Origin of the sequence: Sphingomicrobium aestuariivivum, assembly GCF_024721585.1 — a bacterium.
In the GTDB taxonomy this organism is placed as follows: Bacteria; Pseudomonadota; Alphaproteobacteria; order Sphingomonadales; family Sphingomonadaceae; genus Sphingomicrobium; species Sphingomicrobium aestuariivivum.
In genome coordinates, this window is the sequence record NZ_CP102629.1 from 2,126,798 (window position 1) to 2,153,515 (window position 26,718).

30 protein-coding genes are annotated in these 26,718 nt (G+C 65.2%); 28 read left to right on the forward strand and 2 right to left on the reverse strand.

The window, feature by feature from the left end:
• The first annotated feature begins 18 nt into the window (after positions 1-18).
• The 26 genes from folE to NUW81_RS11045 all read left to right on the forward strand — a co-directional run bounded on the left by folE (position 19) and on the right by NUW81_RS11045 (position 20,773).
• On the forward strand, positions 19-633 hold the full coding sequence (gene folE, locus NUW81_RS10920) for a GTP cyclohydrolase I FolE (protein WP_245113197.1): 615 nt from the start codon (positions 19-21) through the stop codon (positions 631-633).
• Between the two features lie 46 nt (positions 634-679).
• Positions 680-2,215, forward strand: a complete 1,536-nt coding sequence (locus tag NUW81_RS10925) for a PAS domain-containing protein (protein ID WP_245113199.1) — start codon at positions 680-682, stop codon at positions 2,213-2,215.
• 230 nt (positions 2,216-2,445) lie between these two features.
• Positions 2,446-3,723: a DNA-packaging protein gene (locus tag NUW81_RS10930; protein ID WP_245113203.1), complete on the forward strand. Its 1,278-nt coding sequence runs from the start codon at positions 2,446-2,448 to the stop codon at positions 3,721-3,723.
• 15 nt (positions 3,724-3,738) lie between these two features.
• On the forward strand, positions 3,739-4,878 hold the full coding sequence (locus NUW81_RS10935) for a phage portal protein (RefSeq protein WP_245113206.1): 1,140 nt from the start codon (positions 3,739-3,741) through the stop codon (positions 4,876-4,878).
• Positions 4,875-5,189, forward strand: a complete 315-nt coding sequence (locus NUW81_RS10940; protein WP_245113209.1) for a DUF6127 family protein — start codon at positions 4,875-4,877, stop codon at positions 5,187-5,189. Before NUW81_RS10935 ends, NUW81_RS10940 begins: the two co-directional genes overlap by 4 nt.
• Positions 5,186-5,590 (forward strand): HK97 family phage prohead protease, encoded by a 405-nt coding sequence (locus NUW81_RS10945; RefSeq protein WP_245113213.1) that lies wholly within the window; start codon positions 5,186-5,188, stop codon positions 5,588-5,590. The genes NUW81_RS10940 and NUW81_RS10945 overlap by 4 nt, the downstream gene beginning before the upstream one ends.
• Before the next feature lie 3 nt (positions 5,591-5,593).
• On the forward strand, positions 5,594-6,730 hold the full coding sequence (locus NUW81_RS10950) for a phage major capsid protein (protein WP_376741948.1): 1,137 nt from the start codon (positions 5,594-5,596) through the stop codon (positions 6,728-6,730).
• Positions 6,731-6,808: 78 nt separating this feature from the next.
• Positions 6,809-9,073 (forward strand): hypothetical protein, encoded by a 2,265-nt coding sequence (locus tag NUW81_RS10955; protein ID WP_245113215.1) that lies wholly within the window; start codon positions 6,809-6,811, stop codon positions 9,071-9,073.
• A gap of 15 nt (positions 9,074-9,088) precedes the next feature.
• On the forward strand, positions 9,089-9,229 hold the full coding sequence (locus NUW81_RS10960) for a hypothetical protein (RefSeq protein ID WP_245113218.1): 141 nt from the start codon (positions 9,089-9,091) through the stop codon (positions 9,227-9,229).
• A gap of 26 nt (positions 9,230-9,255) precedes the next feature.
• The gene (locus NUW81_RS10965) at positions 9,256-9,537 is read left to right on the forward strand and encodes a phage fiber-tail adaptor protein (protein WP_245113220.1); all 282 of its coding nucleotides are present in this window, start codon (positions 9,256-9,258) and stop codon (positions 9,535-9,537) included.
• Positions 9,534-10,064 (forward strand): head-tail connector protein, encoded by a 531-nt coding sequence (locus NUW81_RS10970; protein WP_245113222.1) that lies wholly within the window; start codon positions 9,534-9,536, stop codon positions 10,062-10,064. The genes NUW81_RS10965 and NUW81_RS10970 overlap by 4 nt, the downstream gene beginning before the upstream one ends.
• Positions 10,061-10,396, forward strand: a complete 336-nt coding sequence (locus NUW81_RS10975) for a phage head closure protein (protein ID WP_245113225.1) — start codon at positions 10,061-10,063, stop codon at positions 10,394-10,396. Before NUW81_RS10970 ends, NUW81_RS10975 begins: the two co-directional genes overlap by 4 nt.
• Positions 10,393-10,599: a hypothetical protein gene (locus tag NUW81_RS10980; RefSeq protein WP_245113227.1), complete on the forward strand. Its 207-nt coding sequence runs from the start codon at positions 10,393-10,395 to the stop codon at positions 10,597-10,599. The genes NUW81_RS10975 and NUW81_RS10980 overlap by 4 nt, the downstream gene beginning before the upstream one ends.
• Positions 10,596-10,973 (forward strand): tail completion protein gp17, encoded by a 378-nt coding sequence (gene gp17, locus NUW81_RS10985; RefSeq protein ID WP_245113229.1) that lies wholly within the window; start codon positions 10,596-10,598, stop codon positions 10,971-10,973. Before NUW81_RS10980 ends, gp17 begins: the two co-directional genes overlap by 4 nt.
• 13 nt (positions 10,974-10,986) lie before the next feature.
• Positions 10,987-11,394: a phage major tail protein, TP901-1 family gene (locus tag NUW81_RS10990; protein ID WP_245113230.1), complete on the forward strand. Its 408-nt coding sequence runs from the start codon at positions 10,987-10,989 to the stop codon at positions 11,392-11,394.
• Entirely contained in the window at positions 11,391-11,708 is a 318-nt protein-coding gene (locus NUW81_RS10995) for a GTA-gp10 family protein (protein WP_245113231.1), read from the forward strand. The genes NUW81_RS10990 and NUW81_RS10995 overlap by 4 nt, the downstream gene beginning before the upstream one ends.
• On the forward strand, positions 11,705-11,917 hold the full coding sequence (locus tag NUW81_RS11000; RefSeq protein ID WP_245113232.1) for a phage tail assembly chaperone: 213 nt from the start codon (positions 11,705-11,707) through the stop codon (positions 11,915-11,917). The genes NUW81_RS10995 and NUW81_RS11000 overlap by 4 nt, the downstream gene beginning before the upstream one ends.
• Positions 11,901-12,449, forward strand: a complete 549-nt coding sequence (locus NUW81_RS11005) for a tail tape measure protein (RefSeq protein WP_245113233.1) — start codon at positions 11,901-11,903, stop codon at positions 12,447-12,449. Before NUW81_RS11000 ends, NUW81_RS11005 begins: the two co-directional genes overlap by 17 nt.
• The gene (locus tag NUW81_RS11010) at positions 12,446-14,743 is read left to right on the forward strand and encodes a DUF2460 domain-containing protein (RefSeq protein ID WP_245113236.1); all 2,298 of its coding nucleotides are present in this window, start codon (positions 12,446-12,448) and stop codon (positions 14,741-14,743) included. Before NUW81_RS11005 ends, NUW81_RS11010 begins: the two co-directional genes overlap by 4 nt.
• 1 nt (position 14,744) lies before the next feature.
• The gene (locus NUW81_RS11015) at positions 14,745-15,548 is read left to right on the forward strand and encodes a phage/gene transfer agent baseplate hub protein (RefSeq protein ID WP_245113239.1); all 804 of its coding nucleotides are present in this window, start codon (positions 14,745-14,747) and stop codon (positions 15,546-15,548) included.
• A complete protein-coding gene (locus NUW81_RS11020) occupies positions 15,545-15,949 on the forward strand; it encodes a C40 family peptidase (RefSeq protein WP_245113251.1) in 405 nt (134 codons plus the stop codon). Before NUW81_RS11015 ends, NUW81_RS11020 begins: the two co-directional genes overlap by 4 nt.
• On the forward strand, positions 15,949-18,087 hold the full coding sequence (locus tag NUW81_RS11025; protein WP_245113253.1) for a phage tail protein: 2,139 nt from the start codon (positions 15,949-15,951) through the stop codon (positions 18,085-18,087). Before NUW81_RS11020 ends, NUW81_RS11025 begins: the two co-directional genes overlap by 1 nt.
• 11 nt (positions 18,088-18,098) lie before the next feature.
• Positions 18,099-18,563 (forward strand): DUF2793 domain-containing protein, encoded by a 465-nt coding sequence (locus NUW81_RS11030; protein WP_245113255.1) that lies wholly within the window; start codon positions 18,099-18,101, stop codon positions 18,561-18,563.
• A 160-nt stretch (positions 18,564-18,723) separates the two neighbouring features.
• A complete protein-coding gene (locus NUW81_RS11035) occupies positions 18,724-19,575 on the forward strand; it encodes an outer membrane protein (RefSeq protein WP_260508502.1) in 852 nt (283 codons plus the stop codon).
• Positions 19,576-19,697: 122 nt separating this feature from the next.
• Positions 19,698-20,165, forward strand: a complete 468-nt coding sequence (locus tag NUW81_RS11040; protein ID WP_245113257.1) for an OmpA family protein — start codon at positions 19,698-19,700, stop codon at positions 20,163-20,165.
• 206 nt (positions 20,166-20,371) lie between these two features.
• Positions 20,372-20,773, forward strand: coding sequence for a superoxide dismutase family protein (locus NUW81_RS11045; RefSeq protein ID WP_245113259.1), 402 nt, complete (start codon positions 20,372-20,374; stop codon positions 20,771-20,773).
• Positions 20,774-20,802: 29 nt separating this feature from the next.
• On the opposite strand, the gene uvrA is transcribed toward NUW81_RS11045, so the two are convergent.
• Positions 20,803-23,739: an excinuclease ABC subunit UvrA gene (gene uvrA / locus NUW81_RS11050; protein WP_245113262.1), complete on the reverse strand. Its 2,937-nt coding sequence runs from the start codon at positions 23,737-23,739 to the stop codon at positions 20,803-20,805.
• A 135-nt stretch (positions 23,740-23,874) separates the two neighbouring features.
• Here uvrA and NUW81_RS11055 point away from each other — a divergent pair, with 135 nt between their 5' ends.
• Positions 23,875-24,651, forward strand: a complete 777-nt coding sequence (locus NUW81_RS11055; protein ID WP_245113264.1) for a LytTR family DNA-binding domain-containing protein — start codon at positions 23,875-23,877, stop codon at positions 24,649-24,651.
• 86 nt (positions 24,652-24,737) lie between these two features.
• Positions 24,738-26,147 (forward strand): amidohydrolase family protein, encoded by a 1,410-nt coding sequence (locus NUW81_RS11060; protein WP_245113266.1) that lies wholly within the window; start codon positions 24,738-24,740, stop codon positions 26,145-26,147.
• Here the strand turns inward: NUW81_RS11060 and thpR are convergent.
• Positions 26,132-26,665, reverse strand: coding sequence for an RNA 2',3'-cyclic phosphodiesterase (thpR, locus tag NUW81_RS11065; RefSeq protein ID WP_245113268.1), 534 nt, complete (start codon positions 26,663-26,665; stop codon positions 26,132-26,134). The two genes, NUW81_RS11060 and thpR, sit on opposite strands and share 16 nt — an antisense overlap.
• Positions 26,666-26,718: the final 53 nt, after the last annotated feature.

Genomic DNA, 26,718 nt, shown 5'->3' on the forward strand with positions numbered 1-26,718 from the left:
AGCCGTTAAGGACCCGGCATGAGCGACAACACCCCGACCGCTGGCGACCTGGTTCGACCGACGCCGAAAATCGACGTTCCCGACGATGTCCAGGAGGCGGTTCGCACGCTCCTGCGCTGGGCAGGGGAGGATCCCGAGCGCGAGGGCCTGCTCGATACGCCGAAGCGGGTGGCGCGCGCCTGGGCCGAATATGCCCGCGGGTATAACGAGGACCCCGCCGTGCACCTGTCGCGCACCTTCGAGGAAGTGGGCGGCTATGACGAGATCGTCTTGCTGCGCGACATCCCCTTCCAGTCGCATTGCGAACATCACATGGCGCCGATCATCGGCAAGGCCTCGATCGCCTATCTGCCCGGGGACCGCGTCGTCGGCATTTCAAAGCTTGCCCGCGTGCTGCACGGCTTTGCGCGGCGACTTCAGGTGCAAGAGCGGCTGACCGCGCAGGTGGCCGACTGCATCTGGGAGCATCTCCAGCCCAAAGGCGTCGCAGTGGTCATCGAGGCCAGTCATGCCTGCATGACGGCGCGCGGGGTCAACACGCCCGGCGTGATGATGACGACGAGCCGGATGATGGGCACGTTCCGCGCCGACGAGCGCAGCCGGAAGGAAGTGCTCGCCCTCATGGGCTATTGACGATTTTCCTTTTGTTTCAGCGCAGTGCGGGCTAGCTGAAATCGTTATGCCTGCGTCACCACCCCATTTCTCCTGCGAGCCCCGCTATGTCGGCGCGGACAATGAGGAAACGCGTCTCGAGCTGCTCGAAAGCTTCGATATCGACAGTCTTGAGGAGGATGGCGAACTCAACGCGGTGCGCCAGTTCGCCGCGGCGCTGTGCGAGACGCCGATCGCGTTGGTGACGGTGGTCGAGAGCGACCGGCAGCGCTTTCTTTCGCGTCAGGGGCTGCCGGTAGCCGAGACGCCGCGCGACGTCAGTTTTTGCCAGCATGCAATGGTTGAAGGCGCGATCTTCGAGATTCCCGATGCGCGGCTCGACGAGCGCTTCGTCAACAATGCGCTTGTAACCGGCGAGCCGTTCATCCGCTTCTATGCGGGCGCGCCATTGGTGAGCGTCGAGGGCGCACCACTCGGGGCGCTATGCGTAATCTCGTCGGAGCCGCGCGAGGGCTTGAGCCCGCTCCAGCGCGAGGGGTTGTCGGTGCTGGCGGCGGCCGTCATGCGCCGTCTCGAAGCGCGGCGGCGCGAACTCGAGACAAGCAAGGGGCGTGAAGAGGCCAAACGGCTGCTCGCGGCGAGCCAGCAGCAGTTCGACAATCTTGCCGATGCACTGCCGCAGATGGCCTGGTCGACCGACGGGGCGGGCAAGACCGACTATTTTAACGCGCGCTGGTACGAGTTTACCGGCGCGGCGCCCGGCGCCCACTATGGCGATGCGTGGATCGAGGCGCTTCATCCCGACGACCGGGACGAGGCGGTCAAGGTGTGGGCGAGCGCGGTGGAGAAAGGCGAACCGTACGAGACCGAATATCGGTTGCTTCGGCACGATGGCGAATATCGCTGGACACTGGCGCGCGGCCTGCCGGTTCGGGACGAAAGCGGGAAGGTCATCCGCTGGTTCGGGACCAACACGGACATTCACGAGAACCGGCAACTTGTCGAAAGCCATGCATTGCTGACGCGCGAGCTCAGCCACCGCATCAAGAATATCTTTTCGGTGGTTACCGGCCTCGTCAGTTTCGCGTCGCGCCGGCATCCCGAGATCCGCGACGTCGCGACCTCGATCGGGGACCGGATCAATGCGCTCGGGCGCGCTCACAATTATGTGCGTCCCCTGTCGACCAAGCCGGCCGAACAGGCGAGCCTGCGGGACGTCCTCAACGATCTTTTCGCGCCCTATGAGGATAGCGAAAACGAACGGGTGAAGGTCATCGGCGGCGGCTTCGAACTGCGCGAACAGGCGGTCACCCCGATCGCGCTGGTCTTCCATGAACTAGCAACCAATGCGGTTAAATATGGCGCGCTCTCCGTCGAGGACGGCCAAGTGGACCTTGTCATCGAGGAGGCTGGCGACGACGTCATGATGTGTTGGCGCGAGCGCGGAGGTCCGGTCGCCGAAGCCCCGGAACATAAGGGGTTCGGCAGCGACCTCCTGGTGACGGGGGTGGAGCGGCAGTTGCGGGGTGTCGTGGAGCGTCATTGGAAGGCCGAGGGGCTGGAGATCGATATCCGCATTCCTCGAGAACGTTTAACCAATTAGGCAAAAAGTGTTTGACATCGTCACGCTGTTCAGGTACCCATAAGGAACAGTCGACGAATCGGCCCCGCGGGGCCAGGGGGCGCCACCAAGGCGGCCTTTTCCGTTGATGCCCGAGGCGGGAGAGCGACCGGTGACGTGCGGACACTTTCCTGTCGTCTCGCTAACAAAGGGAGCGCTGGGGGAGCGTCTGATCGATCTCCTCTCCGAAATCGCCTGAAGCACTGCGGGCCTTGCTCGCGGCGCTGCCCGGCGAGGACTTGCAGGCTGTGGTGGATCGGCTCGATGATCGCGCCGTCATCGTCCTCGACGAGTGGTTCCGGTTCTGGGCGCGCGGGGCGCAGATGGCGCCAGAAGGTCAATGGCGAAACTGGCTCCTGCTGGCCGGACGCGGCTTTGGCAAGACGCGAGCCGGGGCCCAGTGGGTGCACGAACAGGCGTCGTGCCGGGCCGCTCGTCGCGTTGCGCTAGTCGGTGCGACCATCGAGCAAGCCCGCTCGGTCATGGTGGAAGGACGCAGCGGCCTCCTCGACGTCGCACGACTTGAAGGCATAAAGGTCAAGTGGGAGCCCGGTCGCGGCCGGCTCGTCTGGCCCAACGGAAGCGAGGCGCATCTTTTCTCGGGCGAGAATCCCGAAGCCCTGCGCGGGCCCGAACATCATCGGGCATGGGCCGACGAACTGGCAAAATGGCGTCATGTCGAGGCGAGCTGGGACAATCTGCAAATGGGTTTGCGGGCTGGCGCCGATCCGCAGCTCCTGATCACGACGACGCCGCGTCCGGTGAGACTGCTGGAGCGATTGCTGAATGATCCGGACACGGTCGTCACGAGGGGGAAGACCAAGGACAATCTGACCCTGCCGACCGCGTTCATCGAGCAGATGGCGCGAAGCTATGGCGATGGTCGCCTCGCGCGGCAGGAGCTGGACGGCGAGTTGCTCGGCGAGGTCGAAGGCACGCTCTTTCCGCGAGATTTGCTCGAACGGCAGCGCTGCGCGCCGGCGCCCGAATATGAGCGTATCGTCGTCGGGGTCGACCCCCCGGCGACATCGAGAGGCGATGCCTGCGGCATCGTCGTGGCGGGACGCGTTGGCATGAAAATGCACGTGCTCGCGGACATGAGCGTGGAAAAGCCAAGCCCCGAACAATGGGCACGGCGAGTGGCCGCTGCAGTGGAACTGCATGAAGCCGACCGCGTGATCGTGGAGGGCAACCAGGGCGGCGAGATGGTCGAAAGCGTGCTCCGCGCGGCAGTGGCCGACCTGCCATTGTCGCGCGTCCACGCGCGGCGCTCCAAGGGGGCGAGGGCCGAACCGGTGGCAGCGTTGTTCGAGGCCGGCCGCGCATATCTGGCGGGCACGTTCGCCGCGCTTGAAGACGAAATGACACGAATGACCTTGGACGGCGTGGTGGGCGCGATGCGTTCGCCCGATCGCGCCGATGCGATGGTGTGGGCGCTGTGGGCGCTCATGGAGGGCGGGGGTGGACGCGCCACTGTGCGCACGCTCTGACAGAAAGGGATCAGCATGAAATGGCTCGACAAGTGGCTCGGCGCGAAAAGCGCGCCGGGCGGAGGGACCGTGCTGCCAATCCGCGACATCGGACCGCTCCTGGGCGGCATGCGCACGGCGGCGCCGACGGCCTATGCCGACCAGCTCTGCGAAGTGTTCGAACGCAACCCCGTGGGGCACCGTGCGGTCCGGCTGGTGGCGGGGGCGGTCGGCTCGCTCGCCATCGATACGTCGGGCGAGGGTGCCGAGTTGGCGGCACCGCTGCTGCGCCGCAACGGGCTGCTCGAGACGGTCGCGCTGCATCTCCTCCTGCACGGCAATGCCTATGTGCGGCTGGCGGCCGACCCCGAGGGCATTCCGACGAGCTTGCATTGCCTGCGGCCCGAGCGGGTGGCGACGCTGACCGACCGGGAGGGCTGGCCGACCGGCTATGCCTATCGCGGACGGGAAGTCGTGCGCTATCCGGCGCGTGATGCGATGGAACGCCTTTCGGTGGTCCACATCCGGGCATTCCACCCGGGTAAGGATATCGAGGGTCAAGGTTGCCTCGAGGCCGCCATCGGGCCCGCGATGGTGCACAATGCCGCGAGCCGGTGGAACAAGGCGCTGCTCGACAATGCGGCGCGGCCTTCGGGCGCGTTGGTCCATGATCCCGGCGACGGGACGGCGCTGACAGACAAGCAGTTCGACCGGCTCAAGGCCGAGCTGGCGGAGCAATATGAGGGCAGCGGCAATGCCGGGCGGCCCCTCCTGCTGGATGGCGGGCTGCGGTGGCAGGCATTCAGCCTGTCGCCCGCCGACATGGACTTCATCAAGCTAAAGGAAGCGGCGGCGCGCGATATCGCGCTGGCCTTTGGCGTGCCCCCAGTCCTGCTCGGCCTTCCGGGCGATGCCACCTTTGCGAATGGCCGCGAGGCGGGACGGGCGCTCTATCGCCAGACGGTGCTGCCGCTCGCGCGCAAGATCCTCCGGGCGCTCGAGACGCAGCTGGCCGACTGGATCGAGCCGGTGCGCTTCGAGATCGACGAGGACCAGCTGTCCGAACTCTCCGAGGACCGGTCGCGGTTGTGGAGCGCGGTCAATGCGGCCGACTTCCTCAGCAGGAGCGAAAAGCGGGCCATGCTCGGCTTCCCCGACGGGGAGCTGGCCCAGTGAGCGAAGGAAGGATGCTGGGCGCGTTGATCGCGCAAGGCGAGGCGGGCGGCATCGACCGTATCACGCTGGAAGCGCTGGTCGAGGAGGCCAGTGCTCGCGGTGCACATCAAGCCATGTCGCGGCTCGGGCTCGAGGACCGTTCGGCGCGGCGAGACATGGACGATCTTCGCGAATTGCTTGCAGCCTGGCGAAGCGCCAAGCGCAGCGCGCTCAAGGCGCTGGTCGGCTGGGTGGTACGTCTCGGGCTCGCGATCCTGTGCGCTGGCATCGCCTTCCAGGCGGGGCTGCTGGCGATGGACATGGCCGCGTGACGCGCTTCGCGGGCTATGCGGCCATCTTCGACCGGCCCGATGACGGTGGCGACGTGATCGAGCGGGGGGCGTTCAGCCGCTCGCTGTCGGAACGATCGGCTACAGACATCCCGCTCCTGCTCCAGCATCGCAGCGACACGATCGCGGGGCGGATCGAACGGATCGAGGAAGACGAGAAGGGGCTACGCGTAATCGCGCGGCTGGGAACCGACCGTACCGGCAAGGCCGTGGGTTCGCTCGTCCGCAAGGGAAAATTGAAGGGCCTGAGTTTCGGTTACCGCGTGCGGCGGGCCGGGAGGAAGGGCGCGTATCGAAGGCTCGATGAAGTGGATCTCGTCGAAGTCAGCCTGGTGGCGCGTCCCATGCAGCCGGTCGCCCGGGTGCATGCAATCGAGGAGTGAGGAATGACGATGGAAACCAAGATGGCCGGCGCGTCCGGTGATGACCTGCTCGAGGCGAGCTTCGAGAATGACGGCAGCGAGCTGGCTGCGATGAAGGCCGATCTGGCGATGCTCAAGCGAAAGCTCGACAACCAGGCGATGCGCGACGGGCAGCCGATGCTCGACGGCGTGAAGTCGGCGGGCAGCAGCCGCCGTTTCGCCGACAGCTACCTGCGCCGCGGCGACATCGCGGGGCTCGAGGCGAAGTCGCTGGAATCGAACGATGCCCTCGGTGGCTATGCCATCCCGCAGGAGATCGACAGCGTGATCGACAGCACGCTGACGGCGGCCTCGCCGATCCGCCAGATCGCCAATGTCGTGAAGGTCGGCAGCGCCGGCTATCGAAAGCTCGTGGCCTCGGGCGGCACGCCCTCGGGCTGGGCCAGCTTCGAGGGCGCGCGCGCCGAGACCTCGACGCCGACCTTCCACGAAATCGTCCCCGCGACCGGCGAACTGTTCGCCAATCCGGCGGCGACCCAGCAGATGCTCGACGATGCGGCGTTCGACGTGGAAGCCTGGCTGGCGGGCGAGATCGCGACCGAATTCGCCCGCGCGGAAGGCGCGGCCTTCGTCAACGGCACGGGCACGAACCAGCCGCTCGGCTTCCTGTCCTCGCCGGTGTCGGCGAGTGGCGATGACGTCCGCGCCATGGGCACGCTCCAGACGGTCGGCACCGGCAGTGCGGGTGCCTTCCCGGCGAGCGATCCGGCCGATGTCCTGCTCGACCTCGTGCAGTCGCTCAAGCAACCCTATCGGCAGGGTGCCGTCTTCGTCATGAATTCGGCCACCGCGGCGGCCATCCGCAAGTTCAAGACCGCGGATGGCGCCTATATCTGGCAGCCGGGCCTTGCGGCAGGCACGCCTGCGAGCCTGCTCGGCTATCCGGTGGTCGAGGCCGAGGACATGCCCGACATGGCCAGCGGCAGCCTGTCGGTCGCCTTCGGCAACTTCAAGGCGGGCTATACCATCGCCGATCGCGGCGAGACCGTGGTGCTGCGCGATCCCTACACCAACAAACCGTTCGTCCATTTTTATGCGACGCGCCGGATCGGCGGCCAGGTGACCAATTCGGAAAGCATCAAGCTTCTCGAATTCGCCTGATCGCTGATGGGGGTGGGCCGGCAAGTCCCCGGCCGGCCCGCCCTTTTCACCTTGAGCAGCTAAGAAGGGAGGTCCGAGATGGCAGGATCGATCGTGTTTTCTGACCTCGTCCGTGAGACGAGTTCGACGACCGGAGGCGACAATTTCGTGCTCGACGGCGCCGCTGCGGGCTTCCGCCGGTTCATCGACAGCGTCGCGACGGGCGCGCAATTCCATTATTCGGCGGTTGGTGTCGACAAGCCGCAGGAGGTCGAGGTCGGCCTTGGTACGCTGGAGGCCGATGGCAGTATTGCACGAACGGTCGCAACAGGATCGCTGACCAATTTCACACCCGGTACCAAGACGATCGCACTGGTCGCGGGGGCAAGCTGGTTTGCCGAAGCGGACGCGGGGTTGGTCTCGATTGGCGCCGCGACCGATCGGCTCGACCTGCTCGAGCCGTCACAGCTGGCACAGGATCTGGCGATTGACGCGCTGGTTGCCGAACAGGCGGCGCAGGACGGCGCGATCGCAGGCAAGGCGGATATCGGCCACGGGCACGCCGTCGGCGAAGTCGATGGGCTCGAGGACGAGCTCGCGCGGCTAGTCGCCCGGGGAGACAAGATTTTCCGGCCCGAGGAATATGGTGCGATGCCTGGGGGCGATCCGGCTGCCAACCGGCTCGCAATCGCTCAGGCATTGACCGCAGCCGCGACGGCTGCCGGCGGAGGGACGCTGCTTCTCGGTGACCTTTACGAGGTCGATGTCGGAAATTCGCAGCAGAGCCTGTTTCGGGCGAGTAGTCCGTCACGGCTGCGCATCATCGGCCGCCATCCCGGCTGCGGCATCCGCCTCGTCGACGATGCGGGACCCTATCCCTCCATCTTCGAATTTGACGGATCGGCCGCTACGGTCGAATTCCATGGGTTCACGATCGACGAGAATGGCGCGGCAAACCTGTCTGCGGACCCTTTGCCGGGCAGTGCGACGAGCGCCTGCAGCGCGATCCGTATAAATACGGTGGCGACGGACGGCGTGCGGATCAGCGGCATGCAGTTCCTCGACTGTCCGGGCATCAATACGCTGACGATCAACTATAGCGAGACGACACGCGACTGCCTGGTCGATGGAAACTATTTCCGCTTCACGGCCGCTGGCGGGCAAGGGGGCTATGACAATAGCGCCATCTATATCAACGGACGCAGTTATGCGGTTCGCGACAATCGCTTCCGTGGGCCGCCCACGCCGGAGGGCGGACGCTGCGCGATCGAGGCGCACGGCTATGACATGATCGTGGCCAACAATCTGGTCGAAGGATATCGAACCGGTGTGAACCTCGTGTCAACGAACACGATCGATCCGGTCGCCACGAATTCGATCGTTTCGGCCAATATCGTCAGGGGCGCGGAAACAGGCGTCCAATTGTGGGCGATCTCGGGACATGCGCTCGAGAATTTCACGATCAGCGGGAATATCCTCGATATCGACCCGGGATTCGATCCTTCGAGTATCAACCGGTCGGGCGGGGTCGTCATTGCCGGTGGCGCCGGGCTCGACGGGACGATCGGGCCGGGGATGATCCACGGCAATTTCATCATCCACCGCCAGTTCGTCGGCAACGGGGTCAACCCGGACAATGACAGTGCCGGGATCTGCCTCGATCATTCCGCCGGCGACCTGGTCGACCTGATCGTGAGTGATAACGTGATCCGTGACGCACCGAATAACGGGATCAGCGTGTTTACGCGGTCGGGCACGAGCCGCCGGCTGCACGTGAGCCGAAATCGTATCATCGATGCGGGTCACAATGTCGCCAACGGTTTGCGCTTCTCGCTACTCTGGCGCGGGCTGGCGGAGCAATCGATGCTGGTCGGCAATGATGTGATCGACACCGCGACGACCGGTGCCAATGGCGCCTATGGCATTTACACCTATTTCGTGGCCGCGGGGTCGAGCCTGATCGAGCGCGACAATGTGACTTCCGGAAGCGGTGGTGACAATTTGTACAATCGCTCGAGCGCCAATTGCTCGGAACGACGTCACGCCGAGATGCAGTGGCCGTCACCACGTCTTGCCTTTGGTGGCGGCGCGCGAAGCTTCTCTGTGGATCTGACGACGCCTGTCAGCACGAGCTTCTCGAACGATGACAGCGCCCAACCGACAACAGCGCGAGAAAGCGAAATCAAGGTTCGTTTCAAGAACGTGTCAGGCGGCGCGGTCGACATCGTTCCGGCCGCGGCCTTCAAGCTTTCCGCGCCCTTCCAGAATCCAGTCGATGGCGAAACGGCGACCTATTGCTTTGTCTCTCCCGACGGCGGGGCGACCTGGCTCGAGACAGGGCGCTCGGTCGTGATGCATGGCTAGCTTGAAGGACGAGTCATGAGCATCGCAGCCCCTTGCATCGCCGAAGCTGCTCTGTCGCAGCAGGCAGGACTGACGGCACCCATATCGAAGCGACCGCCGAAGAAGCGGCAGAAGAGTGCCTATTCCGATCGACAGCTGCGCCCCGAAGCGCGCTGAACCACCAAGCCTAGCGGAGAAAATACATGACGCTGGTCCTGAAGGATCCCGGCGCCCAGCTCGACTATCTGGTCGACTGGGGCGCGGACTATCTTGCCGATGACACGGTCGCCGGAAGCGTGTGGGACGTCTCGCCCCGGGAGGAAGACGGCGTCGTGGTCACGGCCTCCACCTTCGATGACACTAGCGCCACGGTCACCGTCGCGGGCGGCAAGGAAGGGCATCGCTATCGCCTCAGCAATCGGGTGAGCACCACCAGCGGGCGCACCGACGAACGGTCGATCCTCCTGCGGGTGGAGCAACGATGATGGCCGTGAAGACCGAAGCGGGGCCGATGGTCGTGGCGCTCGGCGAGGCGCAAGCTTTTGTGCGCGTCGAAACCGGCGAGGAAGAGGCACTGCTGGCGGGTCTTGTGCGGACGGCAACATCGATCTGCGAACAATTTCTCGGCACTTGGCTTATGCGACGCTCGTTCGAAACGATCCTGTCGGCCGGGACGGGATGGCAGACACTGCCGATGCGGCCGGTAGCCTCCATCGACGATGTCGCAGCGCTTCGATCGGATGGTTCGAGCATGCCGCTCGCTGCCGGTGAATATGAGGTCGACCTTGACGTCGCGGGACGCGGGTTGATCCGCTGCCTCGCGGTCGCGAGCCAGCGGGTGGTTGTTTCAGGCACTGCGGGGGCAGCGATGTCCCCGAACGAGGTTCCAGAGCCTGTTCGCCAGGGGGTCCTGAGGCTGGTTGCCCACCTGTTTGCCCATCGCGACGGGGACGCTCGCCCGCCGGCGGCGGTCACGGCGCTGTGGCGGCCCTATCGGGAGGTGCGGCTGTGAGCCACGCGCCTGAATTTGCGGGACGCTTGCGCGAGCGGATCGTAATCCACGCACCGGTGACGGCGCGCGAGGCGACCGGTGTCAGGCTGTCCGGATGGCAGGAGGTGGCGCGCTGTCTGGCCGCAATCCGGCCGAAGGGCACGGGTGCCGAAGCCGAAGGCATGGCGCTGTCGCGCATGGGGCGCTTCGAGGTGCTGATCCGCTGGCGCGAAGGAATTGCAGTCGGGCAGCGCGTCAGCTGGCGCGGCAGGTACCTCCAGATCCGCGCGATCTCGGAGGATGCGCGCAAGCCCGATCGGCTCGACCTTACCTGCGAGGAAACGAGATCATGAAGGATTGGAGCCGGGTGGTGATCGCCCGCGGACGGCGGCTCGCCGAAATCGAGGCCTTGCGCATCGCGGCCGCGATCGAGCGGGCGGCGCCCGACCTCGCCATCGAACATAAGGGCGGTGACGTCATCGCGCGGGGTCGCGGTCTTTTTCGCCGCATGATGCACGCGCCTGCGCTCCGGATCGCGCGGAGGTGGGGGCGATGAGCGCTGGCAGTGCCTTACAGGCCGCGATCGTGTCGGCGCTGGAGGCGATCGAGCAGTTGCAGGGGATCTATGACGGCCCGCCAGCGAGGGCCGCCTATCCCTATGCCGCCATCGATGCGCGCACCGAGGCCGACTGGGGCCACAAGAGTGGTGTGGGACGCGAGGTCTTCGCAAGCGTGACCCTGTGGGACGACGAGCCAGCCCGCCTCGAAGCCGTGGGGGAGCTGGTCGAACCGGCACTCGCCGCAATCGATCACGTGGAAGGCTGGCAGCTCGTCACACTCGTGCCCGTGAAGCGCCGGGTGGCCCGCGATGTCGCCGGTCCCTGGGCTATGATCATGGATTTCAGGGCGCGCCTCCTGGCGAGCCAATAAGGGAGAAAAAGGCATGGCGGCAGAAAAAGGCAACCAGTTCCTCTTGAAGATCGGTGATGGCGGCATTCCGGTGACCTACGCCACGGTCGCCGGACTGAAGACGACCAACCTGACGATCAATGGCGATGCGGTTGCCATCACCAACAAGGACAGCGGCGGCTGGCGCGAATTGCTGTCGGGCGCGGGGGTGCGATCGGTGGCGGTCACCGCGAGCGGTATTTTTACCGGATCCTCGGCGGAGGCCCGGCTTCGGTCTCTCGCACTAGACGGCAGCATCGATGATTATGAGCTGAGCTTCGAAAGCGGTGAGAAGATGCAAGGCCGCTTTCTGATCGCCCGGCTCGACTATTCCGGCGATTACAATGGCGAGCGGACCTATTCGGTCTCGCTCGAAAGCTCCGGACCGATTTCCAGCCTGTGAGCCGGACAGCGAATGCCGCGCGGGGGGAGGCCTCTTTCCGCGTCGGGGACGCGACGCTCCTGCTACGCCCGAGCTTTGCCGCACTGGTCGCGGCGGAAGGGGAATTGGGCCCCTTGTTCGAACTGGCGGACCGGGCAGCCGAGGGGCGGATCTCGCTGTCGGAAATCGTCATACTATTCGACCATCTGAGCAGCGGGGGGCGTCCGTCTTCGGTCGACCGCGCGGCCATTGGCGAGGCGCTGGTGACCTCGGGCCTGGCCGCGGCCATGCCGCCGCTCCGAGCGGTGCTGGTGCAGCTGCTCCAAGGGCGATGAGCCAGTTCGCGGGGCGGGCGGGCGCGCTCTACGCGCTTGCTGCACAAATCCTGCACTGGCCGCCGGACGTTTTCTGGAACGCGACCCCCGAAGAGTTGGCGTCGGCGCTCGGTGTGGGCGCGGACACGCGGGGTATGGACGGCAGCTTGATCGCCGGGCTTCGCGACATGATCAACAAGGAGGAGGGCGACGATGGCCGAAGAGCTTGATGAGCTCGTTGTCCGCGTGCGCGCCGACACGGGCGCCGTGAAGCGCGAACTGGATGCGGTACGGCGCGATGTGGAAGGACCGTTCGCCTCGGGGCTCGATATGCTCGGCGGGCGGCTCGAGACCGTGCTGCTACGCGCGGTTCGCAAGGGCAAGTTCGGATTTGAGGATCTGAAGGCAGCAGCGATGTCGGCGATGAATTCTATTGCCGCGGCCAGCCTTCGGGCACTGCTTCCTGGTGGGAAGGCAGGCGGCCTCAACCTCGGCTCGATGCTGGGGGCGCTTCTCGGACTGCCGGGGCGGGCGACCGGGGGACCGGTGTCGGCCAACACTCCCTATCTTGTGGGTGAACGTGGGCCCGAGATGTTCGTGCCCGAAGGGGCAGGGCGGATCGTTCCCGGCGCGGCGACGGCAGGTCCGCTATCGGTCGCGATCAATCTCAACGCCCCGCGCGAACAGACCGCGCCTCTGGTTATGGGTAGTAGCAAGCGCCAGCTTGCCTCCGCACTCCGGCGAGCGGTGCGATCCGCATGATCAGGCACTGGTTTACGAGGCAGGGCGAGCATCTCGAACAGATGCCGCTGAAGCGGTTCGACCCAGATCACTGGACCGTGGATTTCCCGCTGGGGACCGCGGCTTGCCTGACCCGCGGGAGCGACGCGCATTCACTGGTCGTGGCAGCGGAATTCCTGCGGCGCGGCGACCTTGTCGGCCTGATCTGGAGTAGCGCCGACACTGTTTCGCACCCGGCTCATGCGCGCGAGACGAACCGTGACTACAGCGGAACCAAGCTTTCTTTCCGCTGGCAGAGCATGGGCCTCATCCCGTTGGACCAGCCTGATGGTCCGACCTTGACGGTCGAAGGCCGTGACGCGGCCGGGGTGGAGCGGAGCTGGTTCGTGCGGCTCTGGAACTATGCCGATGGCGATCCCGACGATGCGGTGGTCTCGCTCGATTTCGATGCGCTGTACGCAGGCTGGGCGGCGGACGAGAAGGTCGCGGTCAGCGACGTGGAGCGCCTTTTCATCAGCCTCGCACCGCCGGATTATTCGGCTCAGGACCAAGGCATCCGTCTGGTGCCCGCGGCGGCCGAAGTGCGACTGGAGGATATCGAATGTCGGGGCGCGGGAAGCGTGATCGACGTGGGCGCGTCATGGCAGCCGGCGCAGCCGTTCAATGCCTGCACCGCCTATGACGACCTTTATCACCTCCCGCCGTCGCGTGTCGCGGAGGCGATCGACAGGCTCGGCTATGGTGTGCTGGTGACCCATTATGTGGGCATGAGCCATTATATGGCGCTGGCCGGTGACGGACTCCTCGACAGTTCGCGCGGGATGGTCGGGCCGGCGCTGCGCTGGCATGCGGAGTTCGCGCGGGAACTGAAGGCGCGAGGGCGAACCCCGATCTGGTCGCTGAGCTATGAAATTCTCGACCGGTTCTGTCCCGAAAGCTGGAAACAGCGGCGGGCCGATGGTGGGCCCGCCCTGACGGCCTGGTCTCCGCCTTCGACCCTCGTCTCGCCTGCCAATGCTGATGCAATCGATTATCTCGGCGGGATCTTTGACGAACTCGTCGACCTGTCCGCGGCGGAAGGGCTGCCGCCGAAGGTACAGATCGGCGAGCCGTGGTGGTGGGTTGATGCCGACGGTCACCCCTGCCTTTACGATGCGGCTGCCGCGGCCGCCTACGGGGCCGAAATGCCGGTCATCGGGTCGGTCGGGGGAGTGCTTTCGACGGATGAAAAGGCGCTGCTCGACTGGGCGGGAGCTAAGCTCTCGGCCTCGACCGCGACGCTGGTAGCGCGCGCAAAAGCGAGACAGGCGGACACCGAAACGCATCTCCTCGTCTATCTGCCTTCCATCCTAGACCCGGGAGCGCCGGAAGCGCGGAGGGCGAACCTGCCGACCGGCTGGGCGTCGCCGGCATTCGATGTCTTGCAGTTGGAGGATTACGACTGGGTCACGCAGCCGGCACCGGCCGCGAGGCGGGTTTCAGCGCTGCGGGAAGTGGAAGCGCGGCTCCAATATGCGGTCGCATCGCAGCATTATCTCTCGGGCTTCGTTCTCGACGGCGCCAATGCGGCCGTCGAGTGGCCGCGGATCGTGACAGCGGCGGACGAGGCGCTCTCGCGCGGGACATCCGAGGTTTTTGTCTGGGCGCTGCCCCAAGTAATGCGCGACGGGATCACGATCTTCACCGTCGAGGAGAATGATATGCAGGATGTAGCGGACGTGGATTTCCCGATCTCGCTTGGTGCGGACGCGAGCGTCCGACCGAACTTCTCGACACAGGTCATCATTGGCGCCTCGGGGCATGAGCAACGCAATGTGGACTGGCAGCAGTCGCGCAACGAATATGACGCCGGGCCCGGGGTTCGGGGCGAGGAGGAACTGCAAACGCTTCTGGCCTTTTTTCGCGCCCGACGAGGGCAGGCGGAGGGTTTTCGCCTGCGCGATCCGTTCGATCATCGGTCAGGGAGTGGCGATCCGTCGGCACTCGACCAGTCGCTCGGCACGGGCGATGGCATGCGCACGCAATTTGCGCTGCAGAAGTCCTACGAGGGCGGGGAGGTCCGGCGAATTACGCGCCCCGTCGCGGGCACGGTGCGCGTCGCGCTGGACGGTGTCGAGCAAGCCTGGAATTGGACCCTCGCGAACGGAGGAATGGTGGAGTTTGACGCCGCGCCTGACGCTGGGGTCGAGGTCACCGCCGGGTTCCTGTTCGACGTTCCGGTTCGCTTTGCAAGCGACCAGTTGGAGATCAACCGCGCGACTTTTCTTGCAGGCGAGGCACCCAGCGTGCCGCTCATCGAGGTTCGCGAGGGCTGAAATGTCGATGCTGGATGCTGCGGTAACCAACCTCGCCATCTGCTGGTGTGTCGAGCGGAGCGATGGCGCAGGGCTCGGACTGACCGGCCATGACGCCATGCTGGTGCATGACGGACGACGCTTCGAGCCGGGCGGGGCAATCCTTCCGCACAGGGTGCGGCGATCAAATACCAAAGGGGCTGGGAGCGAAGATGTGGGCGGTGCCGTGAGCAACGCGGCCTTGTCGCGCGCCGACCTTTCGGCAGGGCGATGGGACGGCGCGTGCGTCGAACTCTTCACGCTCGACTGGGCCTCGCCTTCGGGGAAACTGACATTGGTGCAGGGCGCGATGGGGGCGGTCGAATGTGTCGGGCAAGAATTTGAAGCAAACCTCTCAACGACGTTCGCGAAACTCGAAGCGCCTGCGGGTCCACAGACCAGCCCGCTTTGTCGGGCGGCCCTGGGCGACCGAAAATGCCGTGTGAATCTTGCAGGGCGCAAGGTGGCGGCCGTTGTCGTGGATGCGCAGGATGTGGAGGTGACAGTCGACCGTGGCCAGCTGGAGGGCTTTGCATTCGGTCAGTTGCGCTGGCTTGACGGACCCAATCGCGGGCTCCGCTCGGCCATTCTCTCCGCCGCCGATGACAGGCTAGTGCTGCGAGAGCTGCCCGCGGTATCTCCGGTCGCAGGCGAGAGGGTCGAATTGGTCGAGGGTTGCGACAAGACCTTCGCGACCTGCAGTTCGCGGTTCTCGAATGCTGTGAATTTCAGGGGCGAACCGCATCTCCCCGGGGCCGACATCCTGAGCCGATATCCGGGCGCATGATCGATCCGGTGGCGCGGGCGCGCAGCGCGCTCGGCACGCCCTTCAAGTTGCAGGGGAGGGAGCCGGGTTCGGGGCTCGATTGTCTCGGCCTCGTCATCCACGCCTTCCGCCTGGACGGCGGCATCTTTCCGCAAGCTTATGGCTGGCGGCAGGCGGACGCCTGTGACTTTCTTGCTGCTGCGGCTCGGGACTTCTTCGTGATCGATGCGGTTTTCGCCAATTCCGGCGACGTCCTTCGTTTCAGCCAGGGGCTGCACCGGCATCATCTTGCCATCGCCACTTGCAACGGCGTGATCCATGCGGATGCACGTCACCGCCGCGTCATCGAGCGAAATGGTGATCCGGGGCTACCGCTCGTCGCCGTCCATCGCTTCCGCCCTCCGTTCCGAAGGAGCCTTTAATGGCAACGCTGGTTTTCAGCAGTGTAGGGCAGGCGGTCGCCGGCCCGCTAGGAAGTGCTATCGGTGCGCTGGTCGGACAACATATCGACCAGCGCCTGTTCGGCTCGGGAGCGAGCGAGGGGCCGAGACTGGGCGAACTGTCGGTGCAAGGCTCCCGTTATGGCGCCGTCGTGCCAGCCGTCTATGGCCGTATGCGGGTTGCGGGTACGATCATCTGGGCGACAGATCTTGTCGAATCCCAAGCCGTCACCGGCACCAAGGGGCAACCCCAACGCACGATCTACAGCTATTCTGCCAATTTCGCGGTAGCGCTGTCGTCGCGGCCCGGTGGGCGGGTCGGTCGTATCTGGGCCGATGGCAATCTCCTGCGTGGGGCCGACGGCCATTTGAAGGTTCCGGGCGAATTGCGCGTCCACGCAGCAGGGGAGTCGCAGGAGGTCGATCCGCTACTCGGTGCGCTCGAAACAGCCGTGCCAGCCTATCGGGACCTGATGATCGCCGTCTTCGAAGGCCTCGAGCTCGCCGATTTCGGAAACCGGATCCCGATGCTCACGTTCGAAATTGTCGCGGACGAGGCGCTCGATGCTGGCAAGGTCCTCGACGAAGCCAGCAACGGTTTGATCGCTGTACCGGATGTCTTGCCGATCGACGGATATGCGGTGCACGGTCAAAGTCTTGGAACAGCGCTCGCGCCACTGATCGAGCTTGCCGCGCTCGATCTTGTCGATGCCGGAAGTCGGCTCGAGACGGGTGAAGGCGTGCCGCGCATGCTGGATTTCGGTGATCTGGCATCCGGTAATGGAAAGCCTGGAGAGCTGCCCACGGACACGCTTTCCTCGGCGACGGACCTCCCGTTGGTCCTGCATCTCGATCACTTTGACCCCGACAGGGATTATCAGGTGTCGCGCAGCCAGGCGCGTGCGGGAAGCGGGGGGCGAGCGCTGAAGCTGGCGATGCCGGTTACATTGAGTGCCCTGCGGGCGCGCCTCCTTGCGGAAGACGTCCTATTGCGAACGTGGCGGGAGCGACGTTCCTTGCGGGTCGATCTGCCGATGCGTTACCTCGACCTGCAACCGGGAGACCTGATCGGACTCCCCGATCAAGACGGATATTGGCGGGTCGTCGATGTCGTTCTCGAGCGGCTCGTGGTGCGTGTCAGCGCGGTTGCGCATGTAGGGAAGGCCAAGGCCATCGAGCTACCAACCGACGGTGGACGGCACTTGCCTTCACGGGATTTGACCGCAGCGCCCACTGAGGCTGTGCTGGTCGAATTGCCGGACCTCGAGGGCGATGCACGGACGGCTGTCGTCGTGGCGACCGCGAATAGCAGCAGCGGCTGGCGTGCGGTGCCGCTCGAGGTGGCTGTGGGGTCCGGCGACTTGGTGATCTCAAGCGCGGCACGGGAAGGCGTGATCGGTCAGGTCAGCAACGTCATTGGCGCTGCACCCCGGGATCTCGTGGACATGGTCAATGTGATCGAGGTCGACCTCGTCGATGCCGATCACGACCTCCTTTCGATCACGCGTGACCGTATGTTGCAGGGTGGAAACCTTGCGATGGTCGGGGACGAGGTCATCCAGTTCGAGCGGGTCGAGGCGATCGCGCCGGGGCGTATACGCCTGAGTTCATTGCTACGCGGGCGCTTTGCCAGCGACGATGCGATCGATGGCCATCAGGCTGGCGAAGCTTTCGTGCTGCTGGATCGCGAAAGGCTGGCGCGCATCGACCTCGTCCCGGAGCAGCAGGGGACGCTTGTTTCGGTACGGCCTGCGGGGCTTGCCGATGAAGACGCGGCAGAAGTCTCGATCGGCTTTGCAGCGCGCGCCGCTCGACCCCCGTCGCCGACGCACCTGACGGGGCAGCGGGTCGGCGGCGGGCTCGAACTGAACTGGGTTCGCCGGAGCCGTCGCGGCTACGCTTGGCTCGATCATGTCGATGTCCCGCTCGGCGAAACCGCGGAGCGTTATCACATCGAGCTTTCTGGCACTGCTGGCGCCGTGACGCTGACCTCAGACCGGAGCGACATCAGTGTCGCCTCCGAGGCGCTGGCACCACTCGGCACGGGCCAAATCACGGTCGCATGCAGGATGCTGGGCGACACGGGCATGTCCACCGCCACCACGATAACCATCGATTGAGGATCGCAACCATGACCCAAACCGACCGTCTCGAACTCCCGACGCTTTCGACCGGGCAAGCCCAGAAGGAAATCACGCATAACGAGGCGCTGGTGCTGCTGGACATGCTGGTGCAGCCGGTGGTCGAGGGCGCGCCGTTGGAATCGCCGCCGGCTGCGGCCCAGGCGGGGGAATGCTACCTTGTCGCGGAAGCCCCCTCGGGTGAATTTGACGGGCAGGACGGCGCGATGGCCATCCTCACGGGAAGCGGCTGGCGCTTTGTGGCGGCCCGCGAAGGTTTTCGCTGCCTGCGACGCGATGGCGTGGGCGCTTTCGAATATCGCAGCGGTCAGTGGGTCGAGACCGGCGGTAGCTTGGCGTCGCCGGCGGCTGCGATCGAGGCGCCGGCTGGAGGTTCGGTCGTCGATGTGGAAGCGCGGTTCGCGATCGACGCCATTCTGTCCGTCCTGCGCGAACACAAGGTTATTGAAGAATGAATAATTCCTCTCGATCTATCAGTGACTTGATCGTGGCAAGGGGCGCGGGTGGTGCAGAATCGCAACAGTATGCCAAACGCTCGCTTGCACTCCCCTCGGTGGAGACCTAAAGTTCAGGGAGCGTTTTACCAAAAAATGCATATCTGAAAGGGGACTTCATATGCGGAAGCTAGCCATTTCGATGGTTCTCGCTTCTTCGATGCTGGCAACGCCTGCGCTTGCGCGCGACAAGGCGTGGTACGTCGGTATCGAAGGCGGGGTGATGAAGGTCGAAGACACCATGATCGACCTTGGCATCACCGATACGGATGCCGGCGCCACGCTCTTCATCGATAACGGTGTCGAGAACGACTACGGCACCGGTTTTGATGTCGATTTCGTTGCCGGCTATGATTTTGGTGCGATCCGTACCGAGGTCGAACTCGGCTACAAGTCGGCGGACGTCGATTCGACCACGATCGTCGATCTTGGCGCCGAATTCGCCGAACCCGGCGACATGTCGGTCTACTCGGCGATGGCGAACCTGCTGTTCGACTTCGGCGGTGAAGACGGCATCGGTGGTTACCTCGGTGGTGGTGTTGGCTTTGCCAGCGTCCAGCACGAGCTCGACCTTCCCGGCGTTACCAACTTCAGCGAAACCGACGGCACCTGGGCCTGGCAGGCTCTCGGTGGCGTTTACGTGCCGCTGAGCCGCACCATCGATCTCGGCGTGAAGTATCGCTACTTCAACACCGGCGAATTCGATTATGCGCCTGCCGTGCTGGCACCGTTTGCGGACGCGTCGCTGAGCGATGCTGAGCTTGAAAGCCACAGCCTCCTCGCGAGCCTGATCTTCAACTTCGCACCGCCGCCTCCCCCGCCGCCGCCCCCGCCGCCCCCGCCGCCGCCCCCGCCGCCGCCTCCGGCGACGGTGACGTGCCCGGACGGGACGGTGATCCTGGCGACGGAAGAGTGCCCGCCGCCGCCGCCGCCGCCGCCGCCCCCGCCGCCGCCGGAACCCGAGCGCGGCTAAGGCCCGGGAGGCTTCGGCCAACCACAAAGAAGGGAGTCTGCGAACAGCGGGCTCCCTTTTTTGCGTTGCACGACACCCCGATCCCTCCCTAGGCTGAGGGCGCAAGGGCAGAGGAGTGGTGGATGATCGGGTTGCTAATGTTTGGTGGGCTGTTGGTCTTTCAGGATGGCTCTGCAGGTGAGCCCACGCGCTGCGCCGACGACCGTATCGTCGCGAGCCCTGCCATTTGCGAGAACGAGGCGTCGCCCGGCCCCTATATGGTCTTCTTCCGCTGGGGCGGGAGCGTCATCGACCGTGATGGCGCCGACATCCTCGACAAGGTTGTCGAATCCGCCAGCGGTTCAGGCGCAACGTACCGCCTTGAAATTACCGGCTTTAGTGACCGGTCGGGGCCGGCAGCCGTAAATCGTCGCATTTCGCGAAGCCGTGCCGCCCTTGTCCGCGATGAACTGGTGAAGCGTGGCATCGGGCGCGACCGCGTGATCCTCGCCGAACCCGCTGGCGAGACCGACCTGCTGGTGCCGACCGCCGACGGCGTGCGCGAAGCACAGAACCGGCGTGTCGAAATCCATTTCCACCGGATCGACTGACAAGCTGCCTCGTTCTCGATGGCGAAAGGGGATTTGTGATGATGCGGACGATGTCGCTGTTGGGCTGCTGCCTGCTTGCCGGTTGTGGAGGGGAGACGGAACAAGCAACTCCGGCCGTCGGGGGCAGCAGTGCAGGCGTCGTCTATCCAGCACCGCAAAGTGCGGACCTACGTTCAGCGTCGGGAGACAGTGTCGGCACTGTCAGCATGAGCGAGGATGCCAATGGCATCACCGTGACGGTGGAGGTAGACGGGCTCGCCGCCGGAAGTCACGCGGTCCATCTCCATGAAACCGGCGTCTGCGAGGGACCCGATTTCAAAAGTGCCGGCGGTCACTGGAACCCGACTGGAGCTCAGCACGGACGCGACAACCCCATGGGCTCGCATCTTGGAGACCTCGCCAATATGGAGATCAGCGAGGAGCGCCAGGGACGCAGTATCTATCTCGTTCGCGAGGCCTCGCTCCGCGCGGGCCAGCGCAGCATCGCCGACGCCGACGGGACGGCGCTCGTCATTCACGAGGGTGCCGATGATTATCGAAGCGATCCTGCCGGTGATGCAGGGGCGCGTGTAGCTTGCGCGACGCTCAGCGGCCCCGCGGAAGGCTGAGGGAAACGTAGCGGGACGCCAGCGGACCGCTAGTCCGCGCTTTCCAACTCGCTGTTCTCCGCACCCGAGGGCCGGACCGACTTGAGCATCGGCCCGAGATAGCGGCCGGTGTAGCTTGCAGGTTCCTTCGCCACGACCTCGGGCGTTCCATGCGCCACGATCGTCCCGCCATTGACGCCGCCACCGGGTCCCAGGTCGAGGATATGGTCTGCTGTCTTGATGACGTCGAGATTATGCTCGATCACGACAACGGTGTTTCCTTGCTCGACGAGGGCGTGGAGCACTTCCAGAAGCTTGCGGACATCCTCGAAGTGAAGACCCGTGGTGGGCTCGTCGAGGATATAGAGCGTTCGCCCCGTCGCGCGCTTCGAGAGTTCCTTCGCCAGTTTCACGCGCTGCGCTTCGCCGCCTGAAAGGGTCGTCGCCTGCTGGCCGACCTTCACATAGCCGAGCCCGACCCGCTGGAGCATCTCCATCTTGTCCCGGATCGACGGCACCGCCTTGAAGAATTCGACAGCGTCCTCGACCGTCATGTCGAGGACGTCGGCGATCGACTTGCCCTTGAAAGTGACCTCGAGCGTCTCGCGATTATAGCGTTGGCCATGGCAGACGTCACAAGTGACATAGACGTCGGGCAGGAAGTGCATTTCGATCTTGAGGAGGCCATCGCCCTTGCAAGCCTCGCAGCGACCGCCCTTGACGTTGAAGCTGAACCGTCCCGGCTTGTAGCCGCGTGCCTTGGACTCCGGAAGGCCGGCGAACCAGTCGCGGATCTGTGTGAAGGCACCGGTATAGGTCGCGGGGTTCGACCGCGGCGTGCGCCCGATCGGCGACTGGTCGATATCGATGACCTTGTCGAGGTGTTGCAGTCCGTCCAGCCGGTCGTGCTTGCCCGAAAGGATACGAGCGCCATTGAGCGCGCGCGCCGAGGCAGCATAGAGCGTGTCGATGGTGAAGCTCGACTTGCCCGACCCCGAAACACCGGTCACACAGGTGAAAGTGCCGAGCGGGATCGAGGCGGTGACGTCCTTGAGATTGTTGGCTCGCGCGCCCTTCAGGGTGAGTTTCTTGCCGTTCCCCTCGCGCCGCTTTTCCGGCACCGCGATCTCGCGGCGGCCCGACAGATAGTCGGCGGTGAGGCTGTCCTCGCAGGCCATGATTTCCTCGAGCGTTCCCGAGCAGACAACTTCGCCCCCGCGCACGCCGGCACCCGGCCCCATGTCGATGACATGGTCGGCCGTGCGGATGGCGTCCTCGTCATGCTCCACCACCAGCACGGTATTGCCCAGCTCGCGAAGCCGCTTGAGCGTTTCGAGCAGGCGGTCGTTGTCACGCTGGTGGAGGCCGATCGAGGGCTCGTCGAGAACGTAGAGCACGCCCGACAGGCCCGACCCGATCTGGCTGGCGAGGCGGATCCGCTGGCTCTCGCCGCCCGAGAGGGTACCCGAGGTGCGGTCGAGGTTGAGATAGTCGAGCCCGACATTGTGGAGGAAGCCGAGGCGCTCGTTGATCTCCTTGAGGATCGGGCCGGCAATCTGTTTCTGCTGGTCGGTGAGACTGCCTTCAACACTGCCGAACCATTCGACCGCATCGACGACCGAGCGTCGTGCGGACAGCGAGATGTCCTCGCCCGCGATCTTGACCGCGAGCGCTTCGGGCTTCAGGCGCGCGCCGCCGCAGGTCTCGCAGGCATGGGCGGCCTGGTATTTCGACAGTTCCTCGCGCATCCAGGCGCTTTCGGTCGTGCGCATACGGCGCTCGAGATTGCCGATGACTCCCTCGAAAGGCTTCTTGACCTCATAGCTCTTCTTGCCGTCGACGAAGCGGAGCGTGACCGGCTTGCCGCGCGTACCGCGCAGGATCACCCGCCGGGCCTCTTCCGGCAAGTCCGCCCACGGCGTCTCGAGGTCGAAATCGAAGGCGCGCGCGAGGCTGCCCAGCACCTGCATGTAATAAGGCGAGGGGGGCTGCGACTTCGCCCAGGGGACAACGGCGCCCTTCTTCAGCGACAGGCCGTGGTTGGGAACGACGAGATCCTCGTCGAATTCCATCATTTCGCCGAGGCCGTCACAGGCCGGACAGGCGCCCTGCGGCGCGTTGAAGCTGAAAAGGCGGGGTTCGATCTCGCTGATCGTGAAGCCGGATACGGGGCAGGCGAAGCGCTGTGAAAAGACGACACGGCCGGGCACCCCGTGGTCGAGCTTCATGCCCGACTTGGTGACCGTCTCGTCTTCGGTGACCGGCGCATCAACGGGGTCGAGAAAGGCGAGCCCGTCGGCGAGCTCGAGCGCAGTCTCGAAACTGTCGGCAAGCCGCGCTTCGATGCCCGGCTTGATGACGATCCGGTCGACCACGACCTCGATGTCATGCTTGTATTTCTTGTCGAGCGCGGGGGCTTCCTCGATCGGATAGACCTCGCCGTCGATGCGCACGCGGGTGAAGCCTGCCTTCTGCCACTCGGCCAGTTCCTTCTTATATTCGCCTTTCCGGCCGCGGACGACGGGAGCGAGCAGGAGGTGGCGCGACTTTTCGGGCAGCTTCATCGTGCGGTCGACCATCTGGCTGACCTGTTGCGCCTCGATCGGCAGCCCCGTGGCGGGCGAATAGGGCACCCCGACCCGCGCCCACAGGAGGCGCATGTAATCGTAGATCTCGGTCACCGTCGCCACGGTCGAGCGCGGGTTTCGGCTGGTCGTCTTCTGTTCAATCGAGATCGCGGGCGACAGGCCGTCGATATGCTCGACATCGGGCTTCTGCATCATCTCGAGGAACTGGCGCGCATAGGCGCTCAGGCTCTCGACGTAGCGGCGCTGGCCCTCGGCGTAGATGGTGTCGAAGGCAAGGCTCGACTTGCCCGAGCCCGACAGGCCGGTGATGACGGTCAGGCTCTCGCGCGGGATGTCGACATCGACGCCCTTGAGATTATGTTCGCGCGCGCCGCGCACGCTGATGTTGGTGAGCGCCATTGGATATTCTCGTTTTGTTCTTTCGCATCTGCTAGCCTATCAAGGCTAACGGGCCAAGCCCCGATGTGGGTTCCGGGTGACGAGATGCAAGCAAGGGCTTTCGGGCAGGTCGCCTGCTTGGCATAGGGGAAGGCGATGCGTCGCGAAACCTTCTCGATGCCGCCAAGATGGCGTGACCTGCTGGTTGTCGGCGGGCTGTTCGGCCTCGGTTATTGCGTCGTCTTCCAGATCACCGGAGCATCCTCCGGGTGGCGTTTCCCTGCCGATGTTTTTGCGAATATCCTGCCGCTCCTGCTTGTCGGGGCCGCGACCATGCATTTCTGGGCCGGGCGGGGGCGCTCGCTGCGCGGCCTAAAGCGCATCGGCGCCCATATCGTCGGCGCAATCCTGTTCACCTTCTTCTGGTTCTGGTTGCTGATGATCGCGCTGGGCATCGTGGCGGGCGGGGACTTGCTCCTTTTTTCGGTTGAGCCCTTCCTCGGCCCTGCAGCGACCTGGCAGCTCTACCAAGGCCTGCTTGCCTATGCGGTCTTCTCCTTGCTGGGGGAGCGGCAACCGGTGCCGCAGGCAGCGCTCGAAACTCACGACCCGCCGGCCGCCCCGTTCATCAAGGATGAGGACGGCATCCGTCCGCTCGACCTCGATCGCGTTGTGAGCCTGCAGGGGGCAGGTGATTATGTCGAGGCGAGGACGCTGTCGGGCAGTCACCTCATCCGCACGACCCTCGGCGCGCTCGAGAGCCAGCTCGGGCCGCGGTTCCTGCGCATCCATCGCTCGACGCTGGTTGCCATCGACAAGGTCGAGCAAATCGAACCCGCAGGCGGCGGCAAGTTCAGCCTGCGCATGCGCGACGGCTCCGTCCTGACCGCGAGCCGGAGCGGCGCCAAGGCTATCCGCGAGCGCCTTCTCTGACGGCGACCCGTGTCGGTTGGGCGATGGCGCCTGTCGATTGGCCGCAACTTTCGTGGTTGCCGGGGAGAACTCCTTAGCCTTTGTGCATGACCCGCTACTTCCTTGCCGCGCTGCTCGCGCTCGTCGCCGCTCCTGCCGATGCGCAGAAGTTCCTCGTCCGCAACGTCACCGTCATCGACCTCGAAGGCGATCGCGGGCTTGCCGGGCAGGATGTTCGCATAAGTGACGGCAAGGTGGTCTCGATCTCTCCGCATGACGATGCCGAGCTTGCCGACGAGAGCCACGTCATCGATGGCACGGGCCGTTATCTCATGCCCGCGCTCATCGATTCCCATGTCCACGTCCTGTCCGCCTTTAACGATGGCCCCGTGTCGAGCACCGACGTGACCGGGCAGCTCCTGCCGCGCTATCTTGGCTATGGCATTGTCGGCCTGCGCGACACCGGCACGGCGCTTAGCGAACTGCCGCGCCTGCGCTCGCTCATCGAGCGAGCCCCGCACGCGCCGGCCCTCATCGCCGCCGGCCCCGTGATCGACGGGGCGCGCAACCAGTGGACGAAGGACGTGGCAGTCAATGCCCCCGACGCGGCCACCGCGACCGCCGTGGCCAACCAGCTGGCGGACGCGGGTGTCGACTTCCTCAAAGTCTATGACAACCTTCCTCCTGATGCGCATGCCGCCATTGGCGCCGTCGCCAGGGAGCGCGGCCTGCCGCTTGCCGGCCACATGATTTTCGGCCTCACCCCCGATGCCGCGATCGCCAACGGCCAGCGCTTTTTCGAACATGTCTACGTCAACATTGTCGACGATTGCTCGGACAATCCCGCGGATGCGCGGCTGCAGGTGCTGCAGGCCTGGTTCTCGGGCTGGGGCGCGAAGCTCGACAAGAACCGGCAATTCCTCGCTGCCCGGGACACAAAGGCTTGCGACGTCCTCTTCGGACGTTGGGCGGAGGCAGGGGTCGCCATCACACCCATGCTGACGATGGAATTGCCGACCAACCGCGTCGCGCTCCCGACCGGACGGCTCGCCGTGCACCGCCGCGCGATGGACGGATGCAGCCGCAGTCTCGCCGGTGCCAATGCCATCGACCCGGTCGTGGCCGAAGCCGCGACCGGTGAACTGTTCGAAGTCGTTCGCCAGTTGCACGACGCAGGCGTTGCCATCCTTGCCGGTTCCGACAATGGCGGCGACTGCCGCGCCGACGGCTATGCCCTGCACCGCGAGCTCCAGTTGCTCGTCGAGGCCGGCCTGTCGCCGCGAGACGCGCTCGCCTCCGCAACTCGAGTTCCCGCACAGCGGCTCGGTTTCGAGGATCTCGGCCATCTCGCGCCGGGCGCGGCCGCCGAACTTCTGCTGCTCGACGGGAACCCGCTCGTCGATGTCGCCAACACGCTGCTAATCGCGGGCCTGTTCCACGATGGCGCTTTCCACGACGCCGCCACGCTCGCCGGCTGGCGCCACGGCGATCCCGCAGCCCCTCAGCCGAGCGAATAGCTCTCCACAACCTCGTAATGCGGTCCCATCCGGGTCAGCTCGCTCTCGAACAGCGTAAAGCGCTCGATCGTCACCGTCCGGCTGGCCAGTCCCGCCCAGCGCCCGGCCCATTGCCGCGCATCCACCGCGCCGCCCGACCAGCGGGCCAGCGTGACATGGGGGAGGTAGGCGCGGCGTTCGGGCGGCAGTCCGCAGCGCTGCACGGCGCGATCCACCTTCTCGTGCAGCGCGTCGAGCGGCGCCTTGGGCACCAGCCTTGCCCACAGCGCGCCGCGCCGCCGGTGGTCGAAGATACCGACACCGTCGACCCGAACCTCGAGTGGCGGCGCGCGCAGGTCGCCGAGGGCCTCTACCACGTCTGCCGCCACCGGACGCTCGACCTCGCCGATGAAACGCACGGTGCAGTGGAGCTGCTCTTCGGGTAGCCAGCGCAAGCCTTCGGGCCCGCCTTCCAAGGCCGGGGCAAGCGCATCGACCAGCGCTTCGGGCAGGGGCAAGGCGACGAACAGCCGGTGCATGCCTCCTCTCCTAGTCGAAAAGACGGGCCGCGCGTATCCGGTTTCGCTTGAAA